This is a genomic window from Bradyrhizobium sp. Arg237L (assembly GCF_029990105.1).
GTDB lineage: Bacteria > Pseudomonadota > Alphaproteobacteria > Rhizobiales > Xanthobacteraceae > Bradyrhizobium.
On record NZ_JAQMIL010000002.1, the window covers coordinates 1 to 23,970 of the forward strand.

The window sequence follows — 23,970 nt, forward strand, 5'->3', positions numbered from 1 at the left end:
TCGTGACGATCGCGAGCCGCCCCTCATCCGCCGTGAGACGCGCGGAGTTAAATCACTGATTTGCCCGACGGCGAAAGCGGAATGTTTTTCGCGCGAGGGATGGACAGACTTTTGGTGATTTGCCCGACGGGTTGATTTGTCGCACCCGTTGCATCCACATCGTCATTGCTTCGCTGCGCTCGCAATGACGGAGAGTGAGGGGCGCGGTTGCCCCGAGCCGGTTATGGATGATAGAGAGCCGGCCTATGGAGCGGCGGGCTTTTCTTAAGACATTCGGAATAGGCGCGGTAGGTTTGGGCACAGCCTTTTGGGCTGGCAGCCGGAATACCATGCGCGGCGGCTGTTATCTTCAGCTCGGGACCAGCATCAGCGCGGGCACCGGCTCAACCCATGGCGGAGCCACACCAAGCCTCATAGGTGAGCGGCTTGGAATGTTCGCCATCAATGGCGCCTTTCCGGGTTCGTCCGCCGGTCAACATAAATTGCCGTCGCTCAACCCTGTTTCACTTTACGCGATCGCCAACGCGATTTCCTCGGGCGATTGGTCTGCACAAAAACGAACCGGAGAACCGGTCCGTGACTCGTCCCTTGGTAACCTGCGAGCGATGAACCTTCCGAGCGTCACCCACATTGCCCTGGAGTACGGCGCCAACGACTTCCGCTATGACCGCCCGATCGGATCGGACGATGATGTCGGCAGCGACACCTTCAAAGGGGCGCTCAATCATTCGATCAGGCTCCTGCGGAATTCTTGCCCGACGGCGCGGATCTTTCTCATCACGCCCTGGTGGTTGCCAACCCAAGACGATCGCGACAGCGATGTACATCCGAACAAGCTCGGATATTTTCTTCGCGATTACATCGGCGCAATGCTGCGCGTAGCGGAAATAAACCGCGTCCCATGTCTTGATCTCTTCAACTCAGGAGGGGTCAGCAAAACCAACTATCGGGCTCTCACCCACGACGGGGTGCACCCGAACAACTGGGGCGTTCTGCTCCGGGCCGTCCAGATATCCTCATTCATTTCTACCAGCGTCTAGCGGTGGCGCAGGCGGGCGCTGCTCGGCCCAGGTGAGCAGCCCATCGAGCGCCGGACACAAGGATTGTCCCCAATCGGTCAGGCCGTATTCGACCTTCGGCGGCACCTGGTGATGGACGATGCGACGCACGATGCCGTCATTCTCCATCTGGCGCAGTTGCTGGATCAGCATCTTCTGCGAGATCCCCGGGATCGCCCGCGCGAGGTCACAGAAGCGCAGCAATTTGCCGCTAAACAGGTGGAAGAGGATCACGAGCTTCCACCGGCCATCCAGCATCCTGAACGCCTTCTCCACGCCCTCGGCGGCGCTCGCGGCTGTGTACTCAACCTTACCCAAAAGTCAGTACCTTACCTTTTCGTGCGTTCTTGCGGTTTGGCGAAGCTACAAACACCTTTCCGGCTACGCAATCGCGATCCACGACCGCGTCGTTCCCGACGCGCAAAAGGAAAGGAAATCCGATGTCTCTCGATCTGCCGGGCCCAGTTGCCGCTTACTTTGCCGCCGACAGCCGCGATGGCGATGCCATCGCGCAATGCTTCAGCGAACGCGGCGTCGTGAAGGATGAAGGGCGCAAGCACGAGGGGCGCGCGGCCATCGCGCAGTGGAAGGCCGATGCATCGACCAAATACAACTATACGAGCGAGCCGTTCGCTGTAGAGGAACGCGACGGGAAGATCGTCGTCACAGCGCATGTAGTCGGCGACTTTCCCGGTAGTCCGATCGATCTCAGATACTTCTTCGGGCTCGATGGCGACAAGATCGCCTCACTCGAGATCCTTCCCTGAGATCGGAGCGAGCGACAGCAATTGCTGCTGTCTAGGTTCGATCGCGCTCGCCGGCGAGGGCTGTTTCGTGGCCAGCCGCCGGCCCAGGGCAATGAAGGGTTTCTCGATATAGCGCCAGGAGAGCCAGGCCATCGGCGTCGTCAGCGCGACCGCTACAATCGTCATCACTGATATCGCGAGCAGGACCGGCAGTCCCCTCGCATCGAGCAGCCGGGCGGCGAGCCACATGCCGATCGGGTGAAGCAGATAGAAGCTGTAAGAGATACGGCCGTAGAAACGGACCGGACGGAGATCGAGAACGGCAAAGAGGCCGATCGAGCTTCGAAAGGCGACCAGCAGCACCAGCAGCGAGGAGCTCAAGGTTTCCAGCGCGATGATCGGCGCGGTTTGTTTCTGTGATCCGCAGAAGCAGAACAAGGCGATGGCCGCCATCGACAGGGTCCAGGCAGCGGCCGAGCGGAGCCGCTCGGCCGTCCGCTCGCCCTGCATCTGCAGGAGAATGCCGGCGACGAAGGCGTAGAGCGGCGCGAGGTTGGAAATGCCCCCAAGCAAATGCACATAGGCGCCCCAGAAGGAGAGCCCGAACAGGACTGTGATCGACACCATGAGCGGCTGCGGGCCGAAGCGCTGGAAAATCCAGACCGACAGCAGGATGACCGGCGTCGCGAAGCACTCGACCGTCATCGACCACATCACGCCGTTGATGTCATGGCGGACCATGATCGCGTTGAGCACGACGTTGAGCGGATCGAATTTCCCCTCGTAGCCGACATAGAAGCCGTATTGATGGTGCAGCAGCGTCAGCAGAGCGACCACCGCGATCGCCGCGGGGAACAGCCGGAACAGGCGATGTCGCAGAAACGTGATCGGGTTCGGATTGTTCTGCAGCGAGCGCGCCAGCACGAAACCGCTGAGCACGAAGAACATCACGACCGGCGCCATGCCCGTGACGTAGGTGTCGGTGAACTGGCTCGTCATGTGATAGCCGACGACCGAGACGGCTGCGATGCCGCGCAGCGATTCAAGGCGAGGCAGGAAGCCGAGCTTTCCTGTCTTGCTTGTGCTCACCTGTGCATCCGGGACCGCCGCCATCATTGTCGCGTAACATTCCGCGCGGAGCTTGGCTACTACGGCGTGCCAGGCACGTGTTCACTAGCCCTGTTCACTAACCTTTGGGGCCGGAGGCGCCGTCGATCCATTGTCGCGTCTCCTCGTCGGTCCAGCCGGGCACGGCGAATCCTTTGGGTGGGGGCGGGACAACGGGCTGTTCGAGACGAAAGTGCCGCTCGGGATGTCTGACGCGACGCACCGTCGCCGCGTCGGCGCACAGCATGATCAGCACGCCCAAGCAAAGAGCAAGTCGCATCGGATATCCTCCGCTCCGACCGTGTGTTCGAGCAACACGAGCGCGGCCGGCAATGCAGAAGTTGGCCGCAGTAGGCTTCCCAAAATGCGCACTGTTTTTCACGAAAGCGGCAACGATCCGCCTTCCGATGCATCCGCTGTTCGCAGCCGATACGGCTATCCAGCCGGCCTGCCGGGCGCGAGCCTGGCGGCGAGATAGAGGCGGTTCATCAATCTTAGCTGCTCGGGCGCGCCGGGGGTCGTTGGCGCGTCCTTCATGGTCATGCCGACCATCGTCTTCATGTTGTTGAGCACGACCGCGGCGATGTCCTCGGCCTCGTGCTCGTCGAGGCCGGGCGCGCAACGCTTCAGCGCTATCTTGATCCCGGCGAGTGTCTGGCTGCGGAAGCGAAGGCGGATCTCGGTCCAGTCGGTGCGGGAATCCAAGAACGCGGTGACTGCGCGGATCTGCGGATAGAGCTTGGCCAGGAGATCGATGAGGATGTCGGCCAGTTGCTCCGGACTGGCGTCGGCGGCGCGGGCGAGGATCGCGTCGTATTCCGCCCGCAGCACCTCGGCATAGTGCTGCATCAAGGCGTCGGCGACAGCGTCCTTGTTCGGAAAGAAGCGATAGAGTGAGCCGATCTTGGCGTCCGCCCGTGCGGCGATCTCCGCCATGGTCGCGGCCTCGAAGCCCCGTTCCTGAATCACCTCGGCCGCAGCATGCATGAGCTCGGCGACGCGCTGACGGCCGACCTCGCGCTGCGGCTGGAGCGGTTTGCGGTCCTGACTTGACAAAGTTGAGGATATCCTCAAATAGAGTAGTGCGTGCTTGAGCTTTCCCTCAAGTATTTAACCGCTCCCCACGCGCCCGGCAACAGGTGGGGAGGCTGCCATCTGGCGAAAGGACATCCCATGCTCATCCTGCCCGCTGCGACCACGGCATTGATCCTGATCGACCTTCAAAAAGGCATCGTCGGCCTGCCGACCGAGCCCCATTCCGGTGCGGCCGTCCTTGCCCGGGGACAGGAGCTGGCCCGGCACTTCCGCGCGGCCAAGGCGCCGGTCGTCCTCGTCAACGTCGCCTTCTCGCCCGACTTCAGCGACGCGCTGAAGGCGCCGGTCGACCAACCGATGCAAGCGCCGCCCGGCGGCTTTCCCGAGGGCTGGTCGGAGCTGGCCGATGGCCTCGCCGAACCGTCGGATATCAGGATCACCAAGCGGCAATGGGGCGCATTCTACGGCACGGAGCTCGATCTGCAGCTCCGCCGGCGCGGCGTGACCACCGTGGTGATTGGTGGCATCGCTACCAATATGGGCGTCGAATCGACCGCGCGTTCCGCGCATGAGCATGGCTATGAGGTCGTGCTGGCGGAAGACGCGAGCGCCGGTCGTTCGGCCGACATGCATGCCTTTGCCTTCGAGCACATTTTCCCGCGGCTTGGCCGCGTGGCAAAAGCGGCCGAGATCGAGCTGCAGCGGTGAGCGAACCGCAAGCCTATCTCCCGCTCCAACCGCTGCCGGTCACCGTCCGCTGGGCGGTGCTGTTCGCAGCCTCGCTCCTGCTCGCCGGCGTGCTGCAGTGGGTGAGGCTGCCTGCCGCCTTGCTGCTGGGGCCGCTGGCCGCGGCCGCGCTGGTGCAGATGGGCGGAGGGGCGGTGAGGGTGCCCCGCCTGCTGATCGTCGCCGCCCAGGCAATTATTGGCTGCCTCGTCGCGCAATCGATCACGCCGGCAATCATCAGCGGCTTCGTGCGCTACTGGCCGATCATCCTCGCCACCGTAGCGCTTTCGGTCGGCGCAAGCGCTCTGATCGGCTGGACCATGAGCCGCTTGCGCATCATCCCCGGCACCACGGCGGTGTGGGGCATGCTGCCGGGCGCCGCCACGGTGATGATGGTGATGGCCGAGGCCCATGGCGCCGATTTCCGACTCGTTGCTTTCATGCAGTATCTGCGCGTCGTGCTGGTCGCCGCGGCGGCCTCGGTGGTGGCGCTATGGTTTGCGCACGGCGGTGGCGGGCGTTTCAGTGCCGGGCTTTTTCCGCCGGTCGACCTGACGAACCTCGGTGCCACCGCGGCCATCGCGCTCGTCGGAGCTGGTCTTGCCGCACGGATGCCGGCCGGCGTGCTCCTTGGTCCTCTCGTTCTCGGAGCGGTGTTCAACGTGCTTGGCTGGGTGAAGATCGAGCTGCCGCCACTGGTGCTGATTGCAACCTACACGCTGATCGGCTGGAACACGGGCTTGCGCTTCACGCGCGACGTGCTGGCGACCGCGGCTCGCGCGCTGCCACAGAGCATCGGCGCAACCGCGATCCTGATGGCGTTTTGCGGCCTGCTGGCGTGGCTGTTGGTGGAGTTCCTGCACGTCGATCCGCTGACCGCCTATCTCGCCACCAGCCCCGGCGGCATCGATGCCGCCGCGATCATCGCCGCCTCGACCAAGGTCGACACGTCCTTCGTCATGGCGCTGCAGACCGTGCGCGTGATCCTGCTGCTGTTCGTCGGTCCGTCGGTTGCGCGCTGGGTGGCGGGAACACTCGATCGCACGTCAGCCAGTCCGGGGCCGGATGGTGCGCCGGACCTTGGCAACCTTGATTGACTTGCGCGGCGTCGGCATCAGCCCGCGAACCAGACGGGCGGCCGCTGCTCCAGCGGTTTCCATGTAGCTTGGATCCCGATGCAGCAGGACGACGGCAAACGCGCCGTCCAATAGCAGGATGACCTGCCGCGCAAGCTGCCGCGCTTCCCGCGAGGCGACCGCATCTTCGAAGACGGAGCAAAGCCAGTCTTCGACGCGTTTCTTGTGCGCGCGGCCGATCACCATCGCCGGATGACCGGGCAGGTTGACCAGTTCGACCGAGGTGCGCAGGAAGCCGCAACCCTTCCATTTGGAATGGCGTGCCGACCGCGCCAGATTGCGAAAGATCGCTTCCACCTTGGCGGCCACGTCACCATCGGCCTCGGCAAACCAGCGCTTGAACAAAGCGAGATTTGGCTGGTCGCGGATCTCGAGATAGGCCGCGATCAGATCGTCCTTGCTGCGGAAATGATAGTAGAGCGTCCGCTTGGTGAGGCCGGCCTTCTCCGCCACCGCATCGACGCTGACGGCGCGGATGCCCTCGCCGTAGAACAACTTGCCGGCGGCTTGAAGGATGCGCTCGCGCGTCGAACGGCCAGTCTCGCTCATGGCTTGATGTATACTAACCAGTGAATATACACAACGCCGCCCACCTCTTATCGTCGCGCACATGACCAAGGTGGCGTTGCGCATATCGATTGAGGATGGGATAGAAGTCACGATTTCCTGCCGGGATGGCGTAACGATTGGCGGCCATTTGTGGCTTGCGCCAGCCCGCCGCTCCGCCGGCAGCATCATCGTCAATGCGGCAACGGGGGTGGCTGCGCGCTACTACCACCGCTATGCATGCTTCCTGGCGAACCACGGCTTCGATGTCCTCACCTATGACTATCGCGGCATCGGCGCTTCGCGGCCGTCCCGCTTGCGAAGCTGTGGCTATCGCTGGCGTGACTGGGGCGAACTCGATTTCGAGGCGGCGCTTTGCTTCATGCACGAACGTCGGCCACAGGCCCGCCTCATCGTTGTCGGCCACAGCATCGGCGGTTTCCTGCCGGGGCTCGCCGAAAGCGCCGGCTTGATCGAGCGGATGCTGACGGTCGGCGCGCAGTATGCCTGGTGGGGCGACTATGCGCCGCGCCGGCGGGCCGGCCTGTTCCTCAAATGGCATGTCGCCATGCCCATCATGACGGCGCTCTGCGGCTACTTCCCCGGCCGCAGGCTCGGCTGGCTGGAGGATCTGCCCGCCGGCGTCGCCAATGAATGGAGTTTCCGCGGGCGACGCTTCGAGCACAGCCATCCGCGCGGCGAGAGGCGGGCCGTGCTCTCACGGATGGCAGCGGTGACGGCGCCGATCCTTGCGGTTGCCGTGTCGGACGACGAACTCGGCACCGTGCCCGCGATCCGCCGCACGCTCGGCTACTACACCGGCGCATCGCGCACGGCCGTGCTGATCGAGCCATCCGACTACGGTCGCAAGACGATCGGCCATTTCAATCTCTTCCACGACGGTCACGCGGCCGGCTTCTGGACCGACACGCTGCTGTGGCTCAGGGACGGCCGCAATCCCTGGCCGGGGCAAGTGCTTGCATCCGTCGGTCCCGGCGGGCCGTAGTCGAGAGGCAGAGCGCTTCGCCAAGCCTGCTTTCGGCCGTGTTCAACATGCCTCAGAAAGGTACGCCGCCGGGCTTGAAATACACTGTCCCGGCGGCGCCCTGTCTCATACTGGGCCCCTGAAATCCCCAGTACCCATTGAAGTGCAACGCGTATGCCACAAGGGTATGACGCCAAAGAAAACTTATTTGATCCCGGCGCGGGAATAGGGCGGGACCGTCCGGTGTATCGTTAATCGTCAGCAGCCCTCTGCAACTTTTGCTCAGTTGGAGCGTAGCTCTGGCATGAGGGAAGATTTGGTCCGGTTTCGTCAGCTAGCCCAGGAATGCAAGGACCGGGCGGCAGAAGCTCGCTGTCCGGTGGACGAAGATGCCTGGCTGACGCTCGCAGCCGATTGGCTGGCGCTTGCGCAGGCCAGTGAGGCCGCAGGGGCGGGCGACGACGCGGCTACAGGCCGCGCTGCATCCGGTTGACGGCGACAAGAAGGTCGGGCCGCTCCAATACTTCCACCAATCTATCAAGGATGACGCGCTCGTTATTGCGCGGTCGCGGCTGCAAATATTCTTCAAGTATGCCCTGGGCATCACGAACGGCCTGAAGAGCTAGCTGCTCATCCGTCATTCTAGTCGCCTCCCGCAGTGGTGAATGCAACCCAACACAATTGAGCAAAATACGGTTCCATTTTGCTTAATTTTAGTGTCGCGCGGAAATCTTGCCGCAAGCTGGTCGGAAGCAGCGGTGGACGTATATTCAGGATCCTTTCCTGATAATGCATTGATATTTTTGATTTTTGTTCTGGGGAAGGGGCATTTCGACCCCGGCGATTGGATGGTGTTCCCGCCGTCCAACGGCCTTCGCGAGCGCCTTGCTGGCGCCCGCCTTAGCGCGTATCGACACCGCGTTCCCAAGATCAAGTTGGGGGTAAAGCGCAGTCCGAAATAACAAAATCAATGACTTACGGATTTATCCGATCTCTTTATCGCTCCAGAAGACTGATTTGGGAACATCGATGAGATCCCTGGTTTCACTCTGCCTTTGGCTTGCCGCTTGCTGTTACCCAGTGCTTGCTCAAGCGGAGTCTCCCGCGGCCATGATCTCCGGCTATCGCGCCCAGCACGGGGAAGGGCGAGTGGTGCTGGATGCGACACTCACGCGAATTGCGCACGAGCAAGCCGCGGCGATGGCGTCAAAGGACAAACTCGACCACGACGTCCTCGGCCCCTTCAACTCGCGCGTCCACCCATCCGGCGCGGGCCGGGCGGCCGAAAACATCGCCTACGGCTATGACAGCTTCCCAAAGACACTCGACCAATGGATTAATTCGTCGGGACATCGACGAAATCTCCTGTTGCACAACGCCTCGCGCGTTGGCGTCGCCAGTGTCAAGAGTTCGACCACCGGGCGCACCTATTGGGCCATGGTGATTGCCGGCGACTATGAACGTCCCAAGGTGGCGAAGAACTCGCCGAAAAGCTCAAAGCAGGCGACGGTTGCCAAGCCCAAATCTCGCGCCGTGGAGGCCTGTCGTCTGAAAATTCTGAGCATCTGCCTCTGATCCAGGACGATCGATGTTGGATAGTCGTGGAGCGAGGGAAACTCCTGCCAAGAGCCCTTGCCGGGGGCTTGGTCGGCTCCAGAGCGTTGGCACTCCGGAACTGCCCAACCTCCGTGATTGGGAGAACCGGTTGTCATTGCAACTGACGAAGGGGGTTGAGCGGACCAAGCGGAATCAACTCGAAGCTCATGAGATGGGCTTGGCCCAAAGGCAGCTTTTCAAGCATCTCATGGGCGGCTGCGGGATCCGTGACGTTTAATATGAACGCCACGCCGGCACGTCCCTGAAGCGAATACCATTGGTCAATCTTGCCGTCCAAGTAAAGCTTCACGGTCTCCCGGACTTCCGTCGGGAGGATCGCGCGTACGGCCGCAAGATCGACACCGGGATTCACGGTGCCGATCGCAAGGATTCGTGTAGTGGGCGTCGGCGGGGCTGCGAGCTGCGCGTGTCCGATACCTACACTCGTCAGGCAGATGATCAACGCAGCGAGGCCGGAAGCGAGCGTGATTTTCGTCTTGGTCATTTTCATTGTCCTTTCCTCATGCGCTTCTCTGTTCGACTGCGTCCAACTCGGGGGACGCCCGCTTGTCAAAGACTTGTGGCGCGGCCGGTCTTATTGAAAGGCCGCCCGATGCTTCTCGACGAACTCGGCGACCGATTGCGGCTTGCGGCCGGTGATCTTCTCGACCACGTCGTTCGTTTCGGCCATCTGCCCGTCGTGATGCATCTCGGCGATCGCATCGAGGGGATAGACAAAGTAGGCGCGCTTCATGCCCTCGAACGCGCGCCGGACGGCGCGGAAGTCGAGGACATCGCCGACGAAGATCTCTGCGCCGAGGGCTTGGAGCCTGTGGGCGCGCTCGTCGTCGTTGTGGACGAGGGCGCGGACGCGAAAGCCCTTTTCCAGAAAGCGCTTCGCAGCGATGCTTCCGGTGGCACCTGTGGCGCCGCCGATGAGGACGGGGGTGGGGGTCATATCGACGGCGCCTCCAGCGCTTACTTGCCCTGGATCAGGAAGCCCAGCGGAGCGAGCGGGCCCACGGGGATGTGCTCGAAGGTCATGAAGCCGCCCTTGGTCAGCGGGAGCTGGTCCGTTGCCGCCTTGGCTTCGTCGACCGACTCGGCGTTCATCAGAAAGACCACGCCTACCTTGTCCTTGCGGAACCAGAACTGATCGATCTTGCCGTCGAGGTAGAGCCTGAGGGTGTCGGGCACCTCCTTCGGCATGATCCGCTGCCGTTGTTCGTCGGTGGGCGGCTTCGTGATCGCGCCAATAGCAAGCACTTTCATGGGTGAACTCCTCGTCTGAGTGATTTCTAACGAGGTTGAATCTAGCTAGCGGATCGCGAAACTGGTGCTGTCGTAAATGCCAACTTTAGAGTCATTTACGCCATGCGCATCGCGGTGCTCGCACTTGAGGGACTGTTCGACTCCGGGCTCACGGTCATGCTCGACGCATTCAGGCTGGCCAATAAGTTCTCAGGAGGAACCTCTCATTTCGACGTGTCCATCGTCGGCGTGCGGAAGAAGGTCCGGACCGGTCAGGGACTGGCAGTACCCGTGCGGGCCGTGACGCCGGACTTCAAGCCGGACTGGGTGATCGTGCCGGCCCTGAACACAGGGATGCCGGAGCAGTTGATCCCAGCGCTCGAGCGAGCGGATGTAAGGAAGGCCAAGGCGCAACTGCTGAAATGGCACGCCGAGGGCGCGCAGATCGGCGCGTCCTGCATCGGGACGTTCCTTCTGGCAGAGACCGGACTGCTCGATCATCGGGAAGCGACGACGACCTGGTGGCTCGCGCCGCTGTTCCGGCAACGCTATCCCAATGTCCTGCTCGACGAGACCCGTATGCTGGTGCCCTCAGATAGAGGGGTTACGGCGGGCGCCGCGATGGGGCACCTCGATCTCGCCCTCTGGCTGATCCGCAAGGCCAGCCCGGAACTGGCAACCGTCGTCTCCCGCTATTTGCTCGCCGACATACGCTCCTCGCAAGCGCCCTACATCATCCCCAATCATTTGGCGCAGGCAGATCCTCTCATTCTGCGTTTCGAGAAATGGGCGCGCGACCATCTCAAGACAGGGTTCTCGCTGCAGGACGCCGCCAGCGCACTGGCGACGAGTGCACGGACCTTGCAACGTCGCTGCGAAGCAGTGCTCGGCAAATCGCCGCTTTCCTACTTCCAGGACCTCCGGGTCGAGCGCGCGCAATCTCTCCTCCACGGCAGCGGTCTCGACCTCGACGCCATCGCGGCCGAGGTCGGTTACGTCGACGGAGCGACGTTGCGGACGCTCCTGCGCGAACGCCTGGGACGCGGCGTGCGCGAGCTTCGAGCCGACCTGCGCTGATGGCAGGCTGGCCCGAGCCAGGCCCGTACAGAGGCGCCGTGGTCTGACTCGGAGCGTCTTGCGCTGACCACACTGCGTCGGCGGATGCGGCCGCCGACGGTCTTGCAAGCCGGGACGACGACCGGCGAGCCTATTTAGTATTTAGCTCCGGATCTCGTGCCGCTGCGCGCCGAGATTGGTGATACCGCATTCCAGCACGTCACCTACCGCCATAAAGCGGTTCTTGCCAAAGCCGACGCCAGGTGGCGTGCCGGTCGCCAGGATATCCCCGGGGAGCAATGTCATATGAGACGAGAAATAGGCGAGCATCTCGTGGACCCCAAACAGCATGTCGCTGGTGTTGCCGCGCTGCTCATAGTCCCCGTTCAGCTTGGTCCAGACATCGAGCTTCATCCCGTCGATGCCGGTCGCCAGATATGGCCCTATCGGGGAATAGCTGGGCCGCGACTTGGCGCGCACCAGATGTTGTTGACCTTCCTCATCGACCTGTGTCGCGCGATCAGAGATGTCATTCAAACAGACGTAGCCGACGATGTAGTCGGCCGCCTTGGCCACCACGATATCCCGCGCCTCGCGCCCAACCACGATCGCCAGTTCCACCTCCCAGTCGAGCTTTACGCTCTGATTGGGGCCACGGAAGATCGGATCGAACGGTCCGGTCAGCGAGGTGATCGCCTTCAGGAACACCTCGGGCTCGGTGGGCGGCTTCATCTTGAATTCCTCGACGTGCTTCCTGTAGTTGAAGCCCGTCGCCGCGATCTGCCGAATGCCATTGATCGGCGCCAAGTAGGTGAAGTCGCCGACGACGGGAGAAAGACGGGACGTATCTACTCCGATCAAGGCGCCACCGGCTATTGCGTCCGGGTTGATGTCGGACACGATCGGGCGCAAATCGAGATGCTCATCCCCTTCTATAATTACGGGAACGGCACCCTTATCTGTAAGTACACGGGCAAATTGCTGCATCGTCTATTCTCCATTGCTTCATGGCACCAATACGCATCGCGATATTTGACGGCTGCCCTCGCCTGAGCGCGGCCTGGTGGCTCTTGCATTCCACATCTCGGAAATGGACCTTGCATCTCATGACGAAAGTGTCTGTCGGGCCACAGCCGCTCTTTCATCTTGCTCTGGTGAGAAACGTCCACGTTTTGGACGAAAGGAAATCCGGCGCGAGAATTCTGCCGTGTGAGGAGCCCCGCGTACCGTGCGGCAGGCCACGGAGATGTGATTTCGGTGGAATGGATTGCATTGAAGCTGCGAGAGACGCCTGCCGCATCGGCAATGCGTCACCGGCAGTGCCGACAGATCAGATCAAGAAAAATCAGTCGACCATCGTCTCGCTGCAGATGATCACAACCAACGCAGCCGCCGCCAGGCGGTCGGCGTCTGGCCGGTCTCCTTCCGGAAGGCGGCCCCAAAGGAGCTTTGATTGGCGAAGCCAACGCTGGCGGCAATCACGGACACGCTCAGATCGCGGTTGCGCAGCAACGCCTTTCCTGTGTCGATCCGGTGCCGGCGCAACCAGGCGTGAGGAGCAATTCCCATCGATTGCTTGAACGCAAATGCAAAGTGTCCGGGCGACAGCCCAATCGCACTTGCGATTTCGGAAAGCGATATGTCGTCACTCAAGCGGCTGACCATGTACTCACATGCTCGACGAAGGATCGCTGGCGGAAGCCCACCGCGCCTAAGCAACTTTATCTGGCTCGCATGATTCGAAAGATTACGGGCGGCCTGCAGAGCGAGCAAGGTGACTGCAGTCTCCGAATAGAGAAGACCTTGTCGTGCTTCGCTCTCACACTCTTCGAAGATAGCCTCTGCCAGATTCCAGGTGAGGTGGTCGTCATACTCCCAGGTCTCGATAAACTCCAGCGTACTGAGATGCCCGAGTTCAGCAACTCTCAGGAGATAGGCGGGTTCAAACTCCATTGCGAGAAAGCGGTAGTTCGATTTCTCTTGGATTCTGAATTCCACGCCCGTTCCGGGCGGCAATACGAGGCCATAGCGCGGTCTATTTTTGTAAGCCCAAAACCGCTTGCCCGATTTGGCTTCGGCTTCGGCAACGCCAGAATTCCACGAGAAATGCAGCTCGAACAAACGCGTTCGGACTTCGGCCGCGCCTGAGACCTTTATGATCGCGTGAGTCGCCGCAGTTCCGCCCGCCCATCTGATCATCTTTGAGTGGGCGACACTTCCTTTCACATCGGACCACAAAGTATCCTGATGGCCCGGGCCACTGAACATGGCTACAGGAGGATCGAGTCGCGCTCCAGCAACGGGCGGATCTGTCGGATGCATCCTAATCCTCGGACATGCACCTAGCGTAGCCGTCTTTTCGCTTCGTGATTTCCGTACAGCATCGACGTCGACTTTTAATCATATCCGTTGCACTGACTTCTTGGATATCAAGTTCGCACGGCAGTTTCCGAACAGGCGGAGATCTTCTTCGGCCGCCGCGCGACCAGGTGGCTGCGGGACACGCCGCTATCGCCACTGCCGCACATGCTCGATCAAAGCGCGCATTTTGGGCGCCATGTTGCGACGCTGAGGGAAGTAGAGAAAAAAGCCGGGAAACGGCGGTAGGAATTCTTCTAGTAGCGGGACGAGTTCGCCCGTCTTCACGAATGGATGGAAGGTTTCCTCCGTCGCAAAGGTGATACCCGCCCCGCAGAGTGCCGCGCGAAGCATCAAGCGCAAGTCGTTCGTGGTGATCTGGGGTTCGACCGCCAGGTCGAAGGGAATGCCGTTCTCTTCAAACTCCCAGCGGTAGGGCGCGACGTGCGGCGCAGGGCGCCAGCCGATGCAGCGATGATGGACCAGTTCGCGTGGATGCGTCGGCGCGCCGTGGGCTGCGAGATAGGCGGGAGCTGCCACGACTGCTTCGCGCTGATCGCCTGTCAGGGGAACCGCGATCATGTCTTGCTCGATCACTTCGCCCAACCTGACGCCCGCATCGTAGCCGGCGGCGACGATATCGAACTCTTCGTCCGTGACCGTGACATCGATCGTGACACCAGGATGAGCCGCGGCGAAGGATGCGATGAGGGGGCCTGAAAGGAACCGCTCGGCAATCGAGGTGACGGCGATGCGCAGCAGCCCGCGTGGCGCATTCTCTGCGGCCACGTAGTCAAGCGCCGTGGCGATATCCGAGATGGGTTGGGACAGTGCCTCGCGCAGACGCTCCCCAGCTTCCGTCAGGCGCGCCGAGCGGGTCGTGCGCGTGACGAGGCTCGTGCCAAAGGCATCTTCAAGCCGCCGCACTCCCTGGCTGACAGCCGAACGGGTCACGCCCAGGCGATCGGCGGCAGCACGGAAGTTGTGTTCTTCCGCGACGGCGAGGAAGAGCGGCAGCAGGTTGAGGTCAATCTTCATTGTCCAGCGCTGCTAACCATCCAGTCAAACACTCGATAGATACCAGCAACAGCGACGAACGTCCATCTTGGCTCCGAATGCGAGCAGGGAGCACGATATGGACAAGGTTATTCTAATCACCGGCGCCTCCAGCGGGATCGGCGAGGGCATCGCCAGAGAGCTTGGCGGAGCCGGTGCAAAGGTGCTGCTGGGCGCCCGCCGGCTGAACCGCATCGAAGCCATCGCCGGTAACATCACAGGAGCCGGCGGGATCGCCCAAACCCGGCTGCTCGACGTGACCGACCGCCATTCCATGACCGGCTTCGCTCAGGCGGCGATGGAAGAGTGGGGGCGCATCGACGTTCTCATAAACAATGCAGGCGTGATGCCGCTCTCGCCGCTTGCCGCCGGCAAGCTGGACGAATGGGAGCGCATGGTCGATGTCAACATCAAGGGCGTGCTCTGGGGCATCGGCGCTGTCTTGCCGATCATGGAGGCGCAGGGCAGCGGCCAGATCATCAATATCGGCTCCATCGGCGCGCTCGCGGTCGTGCCGACGGCCGCCGTTTATTGTGCAACGAAGTTCGCGGTTCGCGCGATCTCGGACGGGTTGCGTCAGGAGAGCACGAACATCCGCGTCACCTGCGTCAACCCCGGCGTCGTGGAGAGTGAACTCGCCTCGACCATCACCCATGCGGAGACCGTGGCTGTGATGGAACGCTATCGGGCGATCGCGCTTCAGCCCGCCGACATCGCGCGCGCTGTCCGGCAACTGATCGAGGCTCCGCCGAGCGTGGACACAACCGAAATTACCATCCGACCGACCGCATCGAGCAACTGATGCCGGACGAGCCGCCGGATTCCAACATCGAGGCGCGGAATGAAGCCTCCGTGCGTAAGGCTTTCGAGGGATGGACTGCGGGCGGCAACGTCTTTGCCGACCTCCTGGCCCCCGATGTGACATGGACAATCCATGGCTCCGGCCCCGTTGCCGGCACCTATCGCGGCCTCAAGGATTTCGTCGACCGTGCCTCGGTCCCCCTCGTGAGCCGTCTCGCGACTCCGCTCAAGCCTGTCGTGCACCACATCTGGGCCAGAGGCGACAGGGTCATCATCCGCTTCGACGCTTCGGCCACCACGACCTCGGGAGCGCCGTACCGCAATCGGTTCGTGTGGATATTCAAGATGAAGGACGGGTCTGTCGTCGAGGCTGAAGCCTTTCTCGATCTCGTCGCCTATCAGCAGGTCGTCGACAACAACGAGCCGCGCCAGCAATAGGCGGCCATAATGAACCTCGCCTGGGCCAGTCGCTTCGTGTCCTCCGACGCGGAGCGGCCGCCCGGTCCCAACTCAACACACACGTATGAAATGAGGAGTTCGGCCATGCAGCGCGCCTTTGCAGCCATGATCGCGACAACGCTCCTGATCGCACCCGTGCGGGCCGAGGAAACAGAATTGAAAGCCAATCACCACCCCTATGTCGGCCTCTGGGTTACGCAGAACGGCCACATCCGTCACGAACTTCTGCCGAACGGCCGCTACGTTGAAGCGCGAGGGACGCGCGAGCGTGCCTACGAGGGGCGTTACGAAGTGACCGGCACGCACATCGAATATTGGGATGATACTGGCTTCACCGCTGACGGCGAATTCATCGACGATGTTCTGCATCACGCCGGGATGATCCTCTATCGCCGGTAACGCAGGGGCTCATCCGTTGCGCAACGCTCACGACGATCCCGAAAGCGGTCGTCCGTTTAAGCCTTTAGGGCACAATTGCGAGATCGTGTGGCTGCCGGCTACGAAGCTTTGCCATTCCGCCAGGCATCGCGCTCGGCGAAGATGCGCGAGACCTCGGCCATGTTCTCGCTTCCCCAAGTGCACAGCGGCACGAGCGCTTCAGCGAGGCTGCGGCCAAGCGGGGTGAGCGCGTAATCCAGGCGCGGCGGGACTTCCTTATAGTCGGTCCGTTTGACGACATCGTCGGCCTCCAGTTCCTTCAGTTGCTGGATCAGCACCTTGTCGCTGACGCCACGGACGGCCCGCTTCAACTCGCCGTAACGGTTCGGACCACAGAGGGCTAGGCCGCAGGCCCACGTCAGCAGAGTGACAATCTGGCAGTGCAAGACCCGACGATGGTCTATCCTCGGCGGTATCACGAGGCCGTCTATGGGCGGCGGTATCGGCGTCCGGAATGGCCGGACGAGCAATCCAGGCCGATCGGCGGCATTCGGCTGTGATTTCAGTTCGCGGGAGGGGGTGACATTTGAAATTGCGCGCTACACCAACGGCGCAAGTTCGGTCGATAATATCGACCACGGCACCGGCAACAGCGTCGGCACGGCGACCGCGCAACACGGATATTGACCCCAAAAGCCGATGCCGAGAAATTGGGGCAACGCCTGGCTAGACCAGTTCGTAAAGAACATCGGCAACGCCAGCGCGATCCAACCGTTCGAGCTATACGTTCGGCATCGACTGAGCTGATCGACATGAACTGTTTTTCCCGGGAACTGCTCGAGCAGTGGATCAGGGATGCTCACGCAGTGTCCGTGCGCTCCTTCACGGTCGCCGAGAACATTCTTCGAGGCCAAGAGCGCGCACTAGAAGCGGATCCAGCGAAACTTTCGTTCCTGCAAGCTGAAAAGCCGAGCGGGCAGCCGAATTAGGCGCACATCATGGCAGGCAACGATACAGCAACTCTCGTCGTCGCTCTATCGGCGCAATTGACCCGCTTTGAGCGGGACGGGACATGAAGCGGGCCGGCGATATTGCCGACAGAATGCAACGCCTTCGGGATCATTCTCCTCGAACCACGTCTCGGCGGCGTCCTGGTTCAAAACCATTCTCGCCGAATCCTCTCGTGAAGGCCCATGATGTCATCGCGAGTACTTCTTCTGGCGCTCTCTTCGTTGACACTATGCTTTAAACCTCACGACTTCTTCAACGTAACCGCGACGCATCCAGTACGGGTATCGCTCAACTCGCAATGTGTTGCCACTGTAGAGATCACGAACGGTAAACGGATTGTCTTCGTGATTGATCGATAAAAGGACGCCGCATCGCTTCTCAATGAAACGCCAATACGTTGTTGCAGTTGCGCGGTCGATTTCAGTGAGCGAGTCTGCATTAAGCACAACATCGAAATGCCCCTCCAACTCGGTCAGGACTCTATCTGGTACGATTTGAAATCCGTCGCGTTTTTCACCATGGAGGCGAACGGTACTCTCGCCTAGCGTAGTTCCGAGGAAATGGGCTTGTGCAACATTCGACAGCGGGATGTCTATTCCAACGTAATCCCCAACCCCGAACAGCTTGAGATAAAACGCTGTACGACCGAGGCCGGGGCCTATCTCCAGTACCCGAGGAGTTGTCGCGAGGTTGACCGCACGCCATGCTTGATAGATCGCCTGAATAGTCCGGTAACTCACAATGCCGCGTGATGTGGCTAGACCTACCTCGCCGGCATAAGGATTAGGGAAGGCCACGCGTACACCGAAATGATCGTCTAGCTTCGAAAGGATATTTTCAATACCTGGATCCAGGTCGCTGTGGTGACCATAGTTCTCTGGGTTCGCGAGACGGATCGCACCAACGGATTCGGCGAGCCTGCGTAGGTTGTCGTAGAGCCATTCTGACGTCTTAACCAGTGCAGAGGCCGGGTCCGTTCTGCCTTCTACAAACAACATTAGTTCGTCGAAACCGTAGCACAACATTGAATGAGTTGGGTTGTGCAGCATCTCGCCGACGACGTTAACGTCGCCGTCTAATAAGGTCGAATGTTCCTTGTGTTTTATCTCGGCGAGAGGACCCTCCCACATCGAAGTCGGGGATCCTTTATCTCCCGTGGCTATCGCGGCGCGATAGGACCGGATGATGCGCTCTATGAAATCCGTGCTCGAACGGTGTTGCGACTGTCCCGATGTTGCAATGACAGACGCCGAATGCTCGCGAGGGCGGTGACGCAGCCAGCACAGTTTGAGTTCATCCTCCAACTGAGTGACTCTAGTTTGTAGGTCATCGCGAGTGATTTTGAGGCGCGAACATTCAGACTCAAGCACTGCAACCCGAGTAAGCAGGTCGTTTCGGTGCTGTCTTAGCCTCCGTATAGGAGGGGCTGCGGCGCTGATGAGATTTTTGAGGGTATCGCTCATGACGGCGCGAACCTATCCGCCATAACCGCCCTGAGCAAGCGGACCAAAGTACCGCAGGGATCATTGGCCAACGTAGCAGCGGCCCAAGCACCAAGAAGCGGGAAGTCATCTGGGGCGGCAGGATCATGGGCGCAATTGCTTTTCGGTCAGACAATCCGTCTCGGCGCTTTAAGAGTTCGACATGCATGGCGAGTGATACATTTTCGTCAGTCAACGTCGCAGGTTTGCCGCGCTTTCGTGGTGGCACACTGAAGCCGGGAACATGATCCCTAGGCCAAATGCCACGCGAGTTTGGACCAAGCAATCGCGGTTTTGACAGGATCGAATTCAAACGCGTCTGTGGGATCGAGTTTGTAGTGAACAAACGGCGCCCTCATTTTTTCGTCGTGCAGCTTGCAAAGCTCGTCGTCGGTCGGTTCTGTCAGCACGGTCCATTCAGGGATAGGCTCCGCTAAAGCCCCTTTGTATATCTTTCGTGCACCTGCCTTTGGCATGATCTAATCCTGCACACTTAAAGCTAGTGGACGGTGCCGCTCGAACGCTCAGGGGGAGTTCCTTGCCCCCCGCGACTGCAAGGCCGCTCCCGATTGCTTCGCACCGTCAGGCCAGAGTTCAAACGTCAATTGGATACCCGAGGGCATCGTGAGACTTAGCACCGGCCACCCGGTGAAGACCGAGGCTCCGACCTCCCATTTCACAATAGGCAAGTGTGCGTCTCCACCAAGAACGCCGACCTTGGGAGGATTTGGACCGGGCAGGGTCACAGCGAGCGCAAGCATCCCACGCGTCAAGTAGGCGTCATCGCTCCGACGCCCTCAAGTTTCGCCGCCCGCTCGTCAACTAGTTCGACGCCCTTTTTCCGGGCTCACCCTCGCAAATATCTCGCCCACGACGCTCCCCCCTGTGGTTAAAATGGTTTGGTTAGTTGCTTTGGGTGAGTCGAAACCGAAAAATACTGAAATTATTGGCTTTTTGGCCTTGACTGGCGGAAGGGGTGGGATTCGAACCCACGGTACCCTTGCGGGCACGCCGGTTTTCAAGACCGGTGCCTTAAACCACTCGGCCACCCTTCCAGATCAGTAATTTCAATCACTTACCGTAAGGTCTGATCGAACGCAATGCGAACGTGGACCCAAGTTGGACCCAAGGCAGCTTATTTCCCAAGAAAACCCGATGCGATTGCCGCGATCGCGGCCGCGACTGACTGATTGGCCTTCTTCGACCGCTTCCGCTTGGCGTAGTTCCGAAGCAGGACCGCCGGGTCGTCACCAATGCGCTGAGCCACCGTATGAACCGGGATGCCGGCATCGAGGAGGGCGGTTGAATGGATGCCGCGCAGGTCGTGAAACCGCGTCTTGGCGAAGCTGGGCAGTTCGGCCTTGCGGGCTTGCTCCCTGAGATGGTCTGCCCGGCGGGCGAACTCCTTGGAGAAGTTGCGCGGGTTGCGCGGCTTGGTGAAATCGAAGTCCTCGCCCGGTTCAGGGACCGCCGGGAACATCAGGGCGCCGGCAGGCAGCTTGATCAGGGAAAGGTCGACGTGAGGGCCGTCAGGGATGCCGGCAATAATCCGCTGATGCCGTTCCTTCTCCTTGAGCAGCATGGTTAGGGTCGCATCATCAAGCTCGATGGTGCGCAGCCCGCGCTTGGTCTTGGGCGGCTTGAGCCTGAGGCCGAACTTCTTGGTCTGTTCCCATGCGCGCTCTATCCGGAGCGTCTTTTTGTCGATATCGAGATTGATCCAGCGAAGCGCCAAGAGCTCGTTGCGGCGCGCGCCAGTGGCAGCGGCGAGCACGACCACGGGGTACAGGCTGGACCGCTCAAAGCCGGCGATGAGTCGGGCCAACTCGACGTCGTCCAGGCCCTCGCCGATGTCATCAGCATCGGCCTCTTCGTCATCGAGGATCTGCTCTTGGGGATTCGGGACTTGCTCGACGCGTCGCATGGGATTGGCGAGGATCAGACCCTTTCGCTCCGCGGTCGACAGACAGGAATTTAGCACGACGTGCACATGGTGCAGCGTCATCGGAGCGATTTGACGATCGCCGCTCTCATCGACGAGCTCATCGAGATGAGTGTAGAGGCGGTCAACCTCCGTTGCTTGAAGCTTCTGGAGGCGGATCGCGCCAAGCTTAGGTTTCACGTGCACCCGCAGCAGTTCTTCGTACCGCTCCAAGGTCTTTTGGCCGACCTTCTTCTTCCGGCGGCCCGGCGCGCCGGCCGCGATCCACGTGTCGATCCATTGCCCAACCGTAAGCTTGCTGGGCTCGACATGGTCGCCGGTATCGCCCTCCCGAAGGAGGCGCCTAAGTTCCTTGCGAGCGTCGGTGAGTTTGCCCTTGAACGTCTTCGTGAAGCGCCGGCCGTCGACACGATAGCGCAATCTGTAAACGTCCTCACCACGCTGATCGATGCTGCCGTCTCCGTAGGAGCGCTTTGAATGACGGGCATTTTTGTCGGTCATTGTGCGGTCTCCTCGGCGAATGCGTGCGCGATCCGCGTGAGAGTTGCATGGTCAGTGCTAAGCTGAATGCGGACAGCGGGAAGCAGATCCGCCCGCTGCTGTTTTGCCTCAAAGCTCGAGACCATTGTGCCTCGGGCATAGTAGATCGCGGCGTACCAATTCAGATGAGGCAATGAATGTTGAGGGAATAGCGGGCCTTGGTGGACCGAAATACCGTCAATCTTCTTTAGCAATTCTGGATTCGTGAGTAGCATCGCGACCGCTTCCTGGAGCGTTGTCGCGCCGGTTAGTCGACACTTCTTCACGTCCGTCGGACGAGCTTCGCAGAGAAGCCGAACCTTATCGTCAGTCTCTTGAAGGCTGTCAGCGCACAGCAGCGCCAACAGCAGAGCCGCGAGATTGTGAGCCTCGAGCGGCGCACCACTACCGGGGCCGCGTCCAGGCTTGGCATTTAGCACACCCAGCTGAACAAGCGCCCGTTGCCGGCTGTAGAGCGCGTCGGCGGAAATACCGATAATCTCTGAGAGCTTGGGAAGGAAGGCTTTGAGACTGGACATAACCACAGGCTACAAGCCGGAATAGTAGTTGTCCAGCAACACTATTGTGGATACGGGCAAATCAGTTTACGAATAGTGCCATCGCAACACTATTCGGAGGACTGCTTGTGACGCAGGCTGAAATCAAGGAATTGCTCGATAGGTTCACCATCACGCCAGACGAACTGCATAGATCACGCATCTTTCCACTAACGCGAAGCGGCGTTTACGAAGCCATCCGGCGAGGTGAGATCCAGGTGATCGAGTTCGGGAAAAAGAAGGCCATCCTGACGGCGCCGCTTAGGGAAAAGTTGGGCCTGCGATGAGCGGCGATCGATATCAGCCCATTTCCCTCGGCTACATGATCCTCGGGACGATCGAGCGAATTCCCCGAAAATGGGTCGCCCGCGGTCCTGACGCGGCGGTCATCGGCGTCCACAAGACCCGGCGTGGCGCCGTCGATGCCATCCTGGCGCAACACCTCATGAACCCGAACATCGCGCTGCAATGGGCCGCACCGGCCTCTTTTGCAGTGCACTAAGGAGGACGAAAGACGATGCCAGAAATGAAAAACCCCGCCGCGGCGAACGGCAGGGCAAATCGCACAGTTCAGGGCTGGTTGGCTCCTGGAACTTCCAAATACGACGACGGCGAATCGGTTGCAAGCACCTTCCGTGTCGAGGTGCGCAAATGAGCTTCGATTGGGACACCGGCGACAGCGTCGTTCTGTCGGAGCAGCGGGCCGTCGCGGTCTACCGGAACGAGCGCGGCGATGCCGTGATTCGTCAGAAGAACCCAGACGGCAAGGATCGCCTCATCAGCGTCCGGCCAAACTACGCCGTCGACCTCGGCAGCGCGATTTTGCGTGAAGCCGGAGAGCACCGGTACAGGATCGTCGATGTCGGATTCGACGAGAACGAGTTGATCGCCGATGGCATGCACGTGCCAAAGGCGACACGCGACAAGTTCGACACGGCCGCAGTTATTCGCGGAGCCCCCTTCGACTGGAACGAGGAGGCCGTTGCCATTCCCCGCCAGACCGCGATCGCCGTTCACCTCGGCAAAAACTTCGCCGACGTCGTGATCCGCCAGCAAGGCGAGAACGGTGCCCCGGATACCGTCATCGAGGTCGTGCGCCGAAACTGTCTCAATCTCGTCGCGGCCATATTGCGCGAGTCCGGCGAGCACCGATTCAAAATCATGGAGTTGCCCGACGACGTGATCATTGGGCGCGACGGCAACCGCATGCACATTCCGAAAGGCATCGCCGCAAAATTGGAGGCCATGGAAAACGAGCGGCTCGCAGAGGTGCTGAAATGAGCGCCGGCACCAAGAAAAAAACCGCCCCCGGTCGGATCTCCGGAGGCGGTCTTGCTGACCCTAAGACCAGCGGATGTGCACGGGCAAAAGACTACACTACTGCGGAATCAGAGGCCAGCGTTTGCGACGGCCAGCGACTGCTGGGTTTCCTGGTTGATGAGCCCCGACAGGTTGCTGCGCTCACCTCCGACCGGATGCTGATCGGCCTATTCCCCGATCGCAGGGCGGCCACCCGCGCCATTCAAACCCATCACCAGACGGCTCGCCGGGCCGCCTGACGTACCCGCGTGCGACTCGCGCGGTGTGCGCGGGCATAGGTCGAAACCTCATCAGGCGATGACCGTTTGGAGCGAGAAACCTCATCCGGGGCGCGACCTGGAGGGACCGAACCCGGTGATGAACCGGCGATGACGATAGAGGGCCGGTCGGTGACCGGCTCAGGAGAGGGCAACGGCTGGCGCCGACCCTCAGATAGGCGCGAAGCGATCGGATCCGCGACGCGCCAACGTCCCGTTGCGATGCAAGTGCACGTAAAGCCGACAACGTAACCCCGGCTGACCTGATCAAGGTTGTGTTGATCCGACTATGTCTCCGAGAAGCCTCGTCTCGAAGGTAAGAGGAAACATAGCTTGTCCGGCGACGGGCAAGCTACGCCCCACTCCAAGCTCTGAACTCAAGGTAAGGGACGAAAACAAGAGGATCAGCGGAGAGATGGTGAAAGATGACGCGAGACCGTGAAGCAAGAAAGGATCGACACTGTCCATTGTGGATAGAGGGCGCGGTCGCGTCGTCGACGAGATGCTCTACTGATCGAGTCCAGTGATCGTTGATAGGTTTTCTTCAGATCGTTGACGACGCGGCCCCGTAGGATTCATAACCAACCGG

The 23,970-nt window shown here is 60.8% G+C and carries 35 protein-coding genes and 1 tRNA gene; 18 read left to right on the plus strand and 18 right to left on the minus strand.

The features are described 5' to 3' along the window. Positions 1–329 precede the first annotated feature (329 nt). Positions 330–1,040: a GDSL-type esterase/lipase family protein gene (locus OZ411_RS01040; protein WP_282526592.1), complete on the plus strand. Its 711-nt coding sequence runs from the start codon at positions 330–332 to the stop codon at positions 1,038–1,040. Here OZ411_RS01040 and OZ411_RS01045 read toward each other — a convergent pair. Beyond that, the gene (locus tag OZ411_RS01045; protein ID WP_282526593.1) at positions 1,017–1,316 is read right to left on the minus strand and encodes a winged helix-turn-helix transcriptional regulator; all 300 of its coding nucleotides are present in this window, start codon (positions 1,314–1,316) and stop codon (positions 1,017–1,019) included. The genes OZ411_RS01040 and OZ411_RS01045 overlap by 24 nt on opposite strands. A 182-nt stretch (positions 1,317–1,498) precedes the next feature. Between OZ411_RS01045 and OZ411_RS01050 the strand changes: the two genes are divergently transcribed. Further along, a complete protein-coding gene (locus OZ411_RS01050) occupies positions 1,499–1,825 on the plus strand; it encodes a nuclear transport factor 2 family protein (protein ID WP_130583916.1) in 327 nt (108 codons plus the stop codon). On the opposite strand, the gene OZ411_RS01055 is transcribed toward OZ411_RS01050, so the two are convergent. From OZ411_RS01055 to OZ411_RS01065, 3 genes are all read right to left on the minus strand, one after another. Further along, positions 1,805–2,893, minus strand: a complete 1,089-nt coding sequence (locus OZ411_RS01055) for an acyltransferase (protein ID WP_282526425.1) — start codon at positions 2,891–2,893, stop codon at positions 1,805–1,807. The genes OZ411_RS01050 and OZ411_RS01055 overlap by 21 nt on opposite strands. A 97-nt stretch (positions 2,894–2,990) precedes the next feature. Further along, on the minus strand, positions 2,991–3,191 hold the full coding sequence (locus OZ411_RS01060; RefSeq protein WP_282526426.1) for a hypothetical protein: 201 nt from the start codon (positions 3,189–3,191) through the stop codon (positions 2,991–2,993). Positions 3,192–3,346: 155 nt separating this feature from the next. After that, positions 3,347–3,967, minus strand: coding sequence for a TetR/AcrR family transcriptional regulator (locus OZ411_RS01065; RefSeq protein WP_282526427.1), 621 nt, complete (start codon positions 3,965–3,967; stop codon positions 3,347–3,349). 117 nt (positions 3,968–4,084) lie between these two features. On the opposite strand from OZ411_RS01065, the gene OZ411_RS01070 reads away from it, so the two are divergent. Further along, positions 4,085–4,654 carry a hydrolase gene (locus OZ411_RS01070; protein WP_282526428.1) on the plus strand — a complete coding sequence of 190 codons (570 nt, stop codon included), beginning with the start codon at positions 4,085–4,087 and terminating at the stop codon, positions 4,652–4,654. Next, on the plus strand, positions 4,651–5,769 hold the full coding sequence (locus tag OZ411_RS01075; protein WP_282526429.1) for an AbrB family transcriptional regulator: 1,119 nt from the start codon (positions 4,651–4,653) through the stop codon (positions 5,767–5,769). The genes OZ411_RS01070 and OZ411_RS01075 overlap by 4 nt, the downstream gene beginning before the upstream one ends. Here OZ411_RS01075 and OZ411_RS01080 read toward each other — a convergent pair. Continuing rightward, positions 5,719–6,357 (minus strand): TetR/AcrR family transcriptional regulator, encoded by a 639-nt coding sequence (locus OZ411_RS01080; RefSeq protein ID WP_282526430.1) that lies wholly within the window; start codon positions 6,355–6,357, stop codon positions 5,719–5,721. The genes OZ411_RS01075 and OZ411_RS01080 overlap by 51 nt on opposite strands. A gap of 61 nt (positions 6,358–6,418) precedes the next feature. Here OZ411_RS01080 and OZ411_RS01085 point away from each other — a divergent pair, with 61 nt between their 5' ends. Further along, positions 6,419–7,360 carry an alpha/beta fold hydrolase gene (locus tag OZ411_RS01085; RefSeq protein WP_282526431.1) on the plus strand — a complete coding sequence of 314 codons (942 nt, stop codon included), beginning with the start codon at positions 6,419–6,421 and terminating at the stop codon, positions 7,358–7,360. 446 nt (positions 7,361–7,806) lie between these two features. On the opposite strand, the gene OZ411_RS01090 is transcribed toward OZ411_RS01085, so the two are convergent. Beyond that, on the minus strand, positions 7,807–7,980 hold the full coding sequence (locus OZ411_RS01090; RefSeq protein ID WP_282526432.1) for a hypothetical protein: 174 nt from the start codon (positions 7,978–7,980) through the stop codon (positions 7,807–7,809). 24 nt (positions 7,981–8,004) lie between these two features. Here OZ411_RS01090 and OZ411_RS01095 point away from each other — a divergent pair, with 24 nt between their 5' ends. Together OZ411_RS01095 and OZ411_RS01100 are read left to right on the plus strand one after the other, a co-directional pair. Continuing rightward, entirely contained in the window at positions 8,005–8,301 is a 297-nt protein-coding gene (locus tag OZ411_RS01095) for a hypothetical protein (protein ID WP_282526433.1), read from the plus strand. Positions 8,302–8,368: 67 nt separating this feature from the next. Further along, positions 8,369–8,914 carry a CAP domain-containing protein gene (locus OZ411_RS01100; protein WP_282526594.1) on the plus strand — a complete coding sequence of 182 codons (546 nt, stop codon included), beginning with the start codon at positions 8,369–8,371 and terminating at the stop codon, positions 8,912–8,914. Between the two features lie 133 nt (positions 8,915–9,047). Here OZ411_RS01100 and OZ411_RS01105 read toward each other — a convergent pair whose 3' ends face one another. The 3 genes from OZ411_RS01105 to OZ411_RS01115 form a co-directional block, all read right to left on the minus strand. Continuing rightward, positions 9,048–9,446 carry a hypothetical protein gene (locus tag OZ411_RS01105; RefSeq protein WP_282526434.1) on the minus strand — a complete coding sequence of 133 codons (399 nt, stop codon included), beginning with the start codon at positions 9,444–9,446 and terminating at the stop codon, positions 9,048–9,050. Between the two features lie 84 nt (positions 9,447–9,530). Then, positions 9,531–9,893, minus strand: coding sequence for an NmrA family NAD(P)-binding protein (locus tag OZ411_RS01110; protein WP_282526435.1), 363 nt, complete (start codon positions 9,891–9,893; stop codon positions 9,531–9,533). A gap of 20 nt (positions 9,894–9,913) precedes the next feature. After that, complete coding sequence (locus OZ411_RS01115) at positions 9,914–10,207, minus strand: hypothetical protein (protein ID WP_282526436.1); 294 nt, start codon at positions 10,205–10,207, stop codon at positions 9,914–9,916. 102 nt (positions 10,208–10,309) lie between these two features. Between OZ411_RS01115 and OZ411_RS01120 the strand changes: the two genes are divergently transcribed. Further along, complete coding sequence (locus OZ411_RS01120; protein WP_282526437.1) at positions 10,310–11,263, plus strand: helix-turn-helix domain-containing protein; 954 nt, start codon at positions 10,310–10,312, stop codon at positions 11,261–11,263. 141 nt (positions 11,264–11,404) lie between these two features. On the opposite strand, the gene OZ411_RS01125 is transcribed toward OZ411_RS01120, so the two are convergent. The 3 genes from OZ411_RS01125 to OZ411_RS01135 all read right to left on the minus strand — a co-directional run bounded on the left by OZ411_RS01125 (position 11,405) and on the right by OZ411_RS01135 (position 14,638). After that, positions 11,405–12,229 (minus strand): fumarylacetoacetate hydrolase family protein, encoded by an 825-nt coding sequence (locus OZ411_RS01125; RefSeq protein WP_282526438.1) that lies wholly within the window; start codon positions 12,227–12,229, stop codon positions 11,405–11,407. 387 nt (positions 12,230–12,616) lie between these two features. Next, complete coding sequence (locus OZ411_RS01130) at positions 12,617–13,564, minus strand: AraC family transcriptional regulator (protein ID WP_282526439.1); 948 nt, start codon at positions 13,562–13,564, stop codon at positions 12,617–12,619. A gap of 186 nt (positions 13,565–13,750) precedes the next feature. Beyond that, positions 13,751–14,638, minus strand: a complete 888-nt coding sequence (locus tag OZ411_RS01135; RefSeq protein ID WP_282526440.1) for a LysR family transcriptional regulator — start codon at positions 14,636–14,638, stop codon at positions 13,751–13,753. A gap of 97 nt (positions 14,639–14,735) precedes the next feature. On the opposite strand from OZ411_RS01135, the gene OZ411_RS01140 reads away from it, so the two are divergent. The 3 genes from OZ411_RS01140 to OZ411_RS01150 all read left to right on the plus strand — a co-directional run bounded on the left by OZ411_RS01140 (position 14,736) and on the right by OZ411_RS01150 (position 16,315). After that, entirely contained in the window at positions 14,736–15,458 is a 723-nt protein-coding gene (locus OZ411_RS01140) for an SDR family oxidoreductase (protein ID WP_282526441.1), read from the plus strand. After that, complete coding sequence (locus OZ411_RS01145) at positions 15,458–15,895, plus strand: nuclear transport factor 2 family protein (RefSeq protein ID WP_282526442.1); 438 nt, start codon at positions 15,458–15,460, stop codon at positions 15,893–15,895. The genes OZ411_RS01140 and OZ411_RS01145 overlap by 1 nt, the downstream gene beginning before the upstream one ends. 90 nt (positions 15,896–15,985) lie before the next feature. Further along, positions 15,986–16,315, plus strand: coding sequence for an Atu4866 domain-containing protein (locus OZ411_RS01150; RefSeq protein WP_130584000.1), 330 nt, complete (start codon positions 15,986–15,988; stop codon positions 16,313–16,315). A 98-nt stretch (positions 16,316–16,413) separates the two neighbouring features. On the opposite strand, the gene OZ411_RS01155 is transcribed toward OZ411_RS01150, so the two are convergent. Next, positions 16,414–16,773, minus strand: a complete 360-nt coding sequence (locus OZ411_RS01155; protein ID WP_282526443.1) for a helix-turn-helix domain-containing protein — start codon at positions 16,771–16,773, stop codon at positions 16,414–16,416. 10 nt (positions 16,774–16,783) lie between these two features. On the opposite strand from OZ411_RS01155, the gene OZ411_RS01160 reads away from it, so the two are divergent. Together OZ411_RS01160 and OZ411_RS01165 are read left to right on the plus strand one after the other, a co-directional pair. After that, a complete protein-coding gene (locus OZ411_RS01160; protein WP_165421549.1) occupies positions 16,784–16,981 on the plus strand; it encodes a hypothetical protein in 198 nt (65 codons plus the stop codon). Further along, on the plus strand, positions 16,978–17,283 hold the full coding sequence (locus tag OZ411_RS01165; protein ID WP_282526444.1) for a hypothetical protein: 306 nt from the start codon (positions 16,978–16,980) through the stop codon (positions 17,281–17,283). Before OZ411_RS01160 ends, OZ411_RS01165 begins: the two co-directional genes overlap by 4 nt. A gap of 249 nt (positions 17,284–17,532) precedes the next feature. Here OZ411_RS01165 and OZ411_RS01170 read toward each other — a convergent pair whose 3' ends face one another. From OZ411_RS01170 to OZ411_RS01190, 5 genes are all read right to left on the minus strand, one after another. Further along, positions 17,533–18,609, minus strand: coding sequence for a hypothetical protein (locus OZ411_RS01170; protein ID WP_282526445.1), 1,077 nt, complete (start codon positions 18,607–18,609; stop codon positions 17,533–17,535). 428 nt (positions 18,610–19,037) lie between these two features. Further along, positions 19,038–19,262 carry a hypothetical protein gene (locus OZ411_RS01175; protein WP_282526446.1) on the minus strand — a complete coding sequence of 75 codons (225 nt, stop codon included), beginning with the start codon at positions 19,260–19,262 and terminating at the stop codon, positions 19,038–19,040. Between the two features lie 489 nt (positions 19,263–19,751). Continuing rightward, a tRNA-Ser gene (locus OZ411_RS01180) sits at positions 19,752–19,841 on the minus strand. An 80-nt stretch (positions 19,842–19,921) separates the two neighbouring features. After that, positions 19,922–21,229: a site-specific integrase gene (locus OZ411_RS01185; protein WP_282526447.1), complete on the minus strand. Its 1,308-nt coding sequence runs from the start codon at positions 21,227–21,229 to the stop codon at positions 19,922–19,924. Next, positions 21,226–21,786 (minus strand): hypothetical protein, encoded by a 561-nt coding sequence (locus tag OZ411_RS01190; RefSeq protein WP_282526448.1) that lies wholly within the window; start codon positions 21,784–21,786, stop codon positions 21,226–21,228. Before OZ411_RS01190 ends, OZ411_RS01185 begins: the two co-directional genes overlap by 4 nt. 107 nt (positions 21,787–21,893) lie before the next feature. Between OZ411_RS01190 and OZ411_RS01195 the strand changes: the two genes are divergently transcribed. The 5 genes from OZ411_RS01195 to OZ411_RS01215 are packed head-to-tail and all read left to right on the plus strand — an operon-like array spanning position 21,894 to position 23,363. Further along, the gene (locus OZ411_RS01195) at positions 21,894–22,091 is read left to right on the plus strand and encodes a hypothetical protein (RefSeq protein ID WP_282526449.1); all 198 of its coding nucleotides are present in this window, start codon (positions 21,894–21,896) and stop codon (positions 22,089–22,091) included. Beyond that, positions 22,088–22,306, plus strand: coding sequence for a hypothetical protein (locus OZ411_RS01200; protein ID WP_282526450.1), 219 nt, complete (start codon positions 22,088–22,090; stop codon positions 22,304–22,306). The genes OZ411_RS01195 and OZ411_RS01200 overlap by 4 nt, the downstream gene beginning before the upstream one ends. A 15-nt stretch (positions 22,307–22,321) precedes the next feature. Beyond that, positions 22,322–22,459, plus strand: a complete 138-nt coding sequence (locus tag OZ411_RS01205) for a hypothetical protein (protein ID WP_282526451.1) — start codon at positions 22,322–22,324, stop codon at positions 22,457–22,459. After that, positions 22,456–23,085 (plus strand): hypothetical protein, encoded by a 630-nt coding sequence (locus OZ411_RS01210; protein WP_282526452.1) that lies wholly within the window; start codon positions 22,456–22,458, stop codon positions 23,083–23,085. Before OZ411_RS01205 ends, OZ411_RS01210 begins: the two co-directional genes overlap by 4 nt. After that, complete coding sequence (locus tag OZ411_RS01215) at positions 23,082–23,363, plus strand: hypothetical protein (protein WP_282526453.1); 282 nt, start codon at positions 23,082–23,084, stop codon at positions 23,361–23,363. Before OZ411_RS01210 ends, OZ411_RS01215 begins: the two co-directional genes overlap by 4 nt. Positions 23,364–23,970 lie beyond the last annotated feature (607 nt).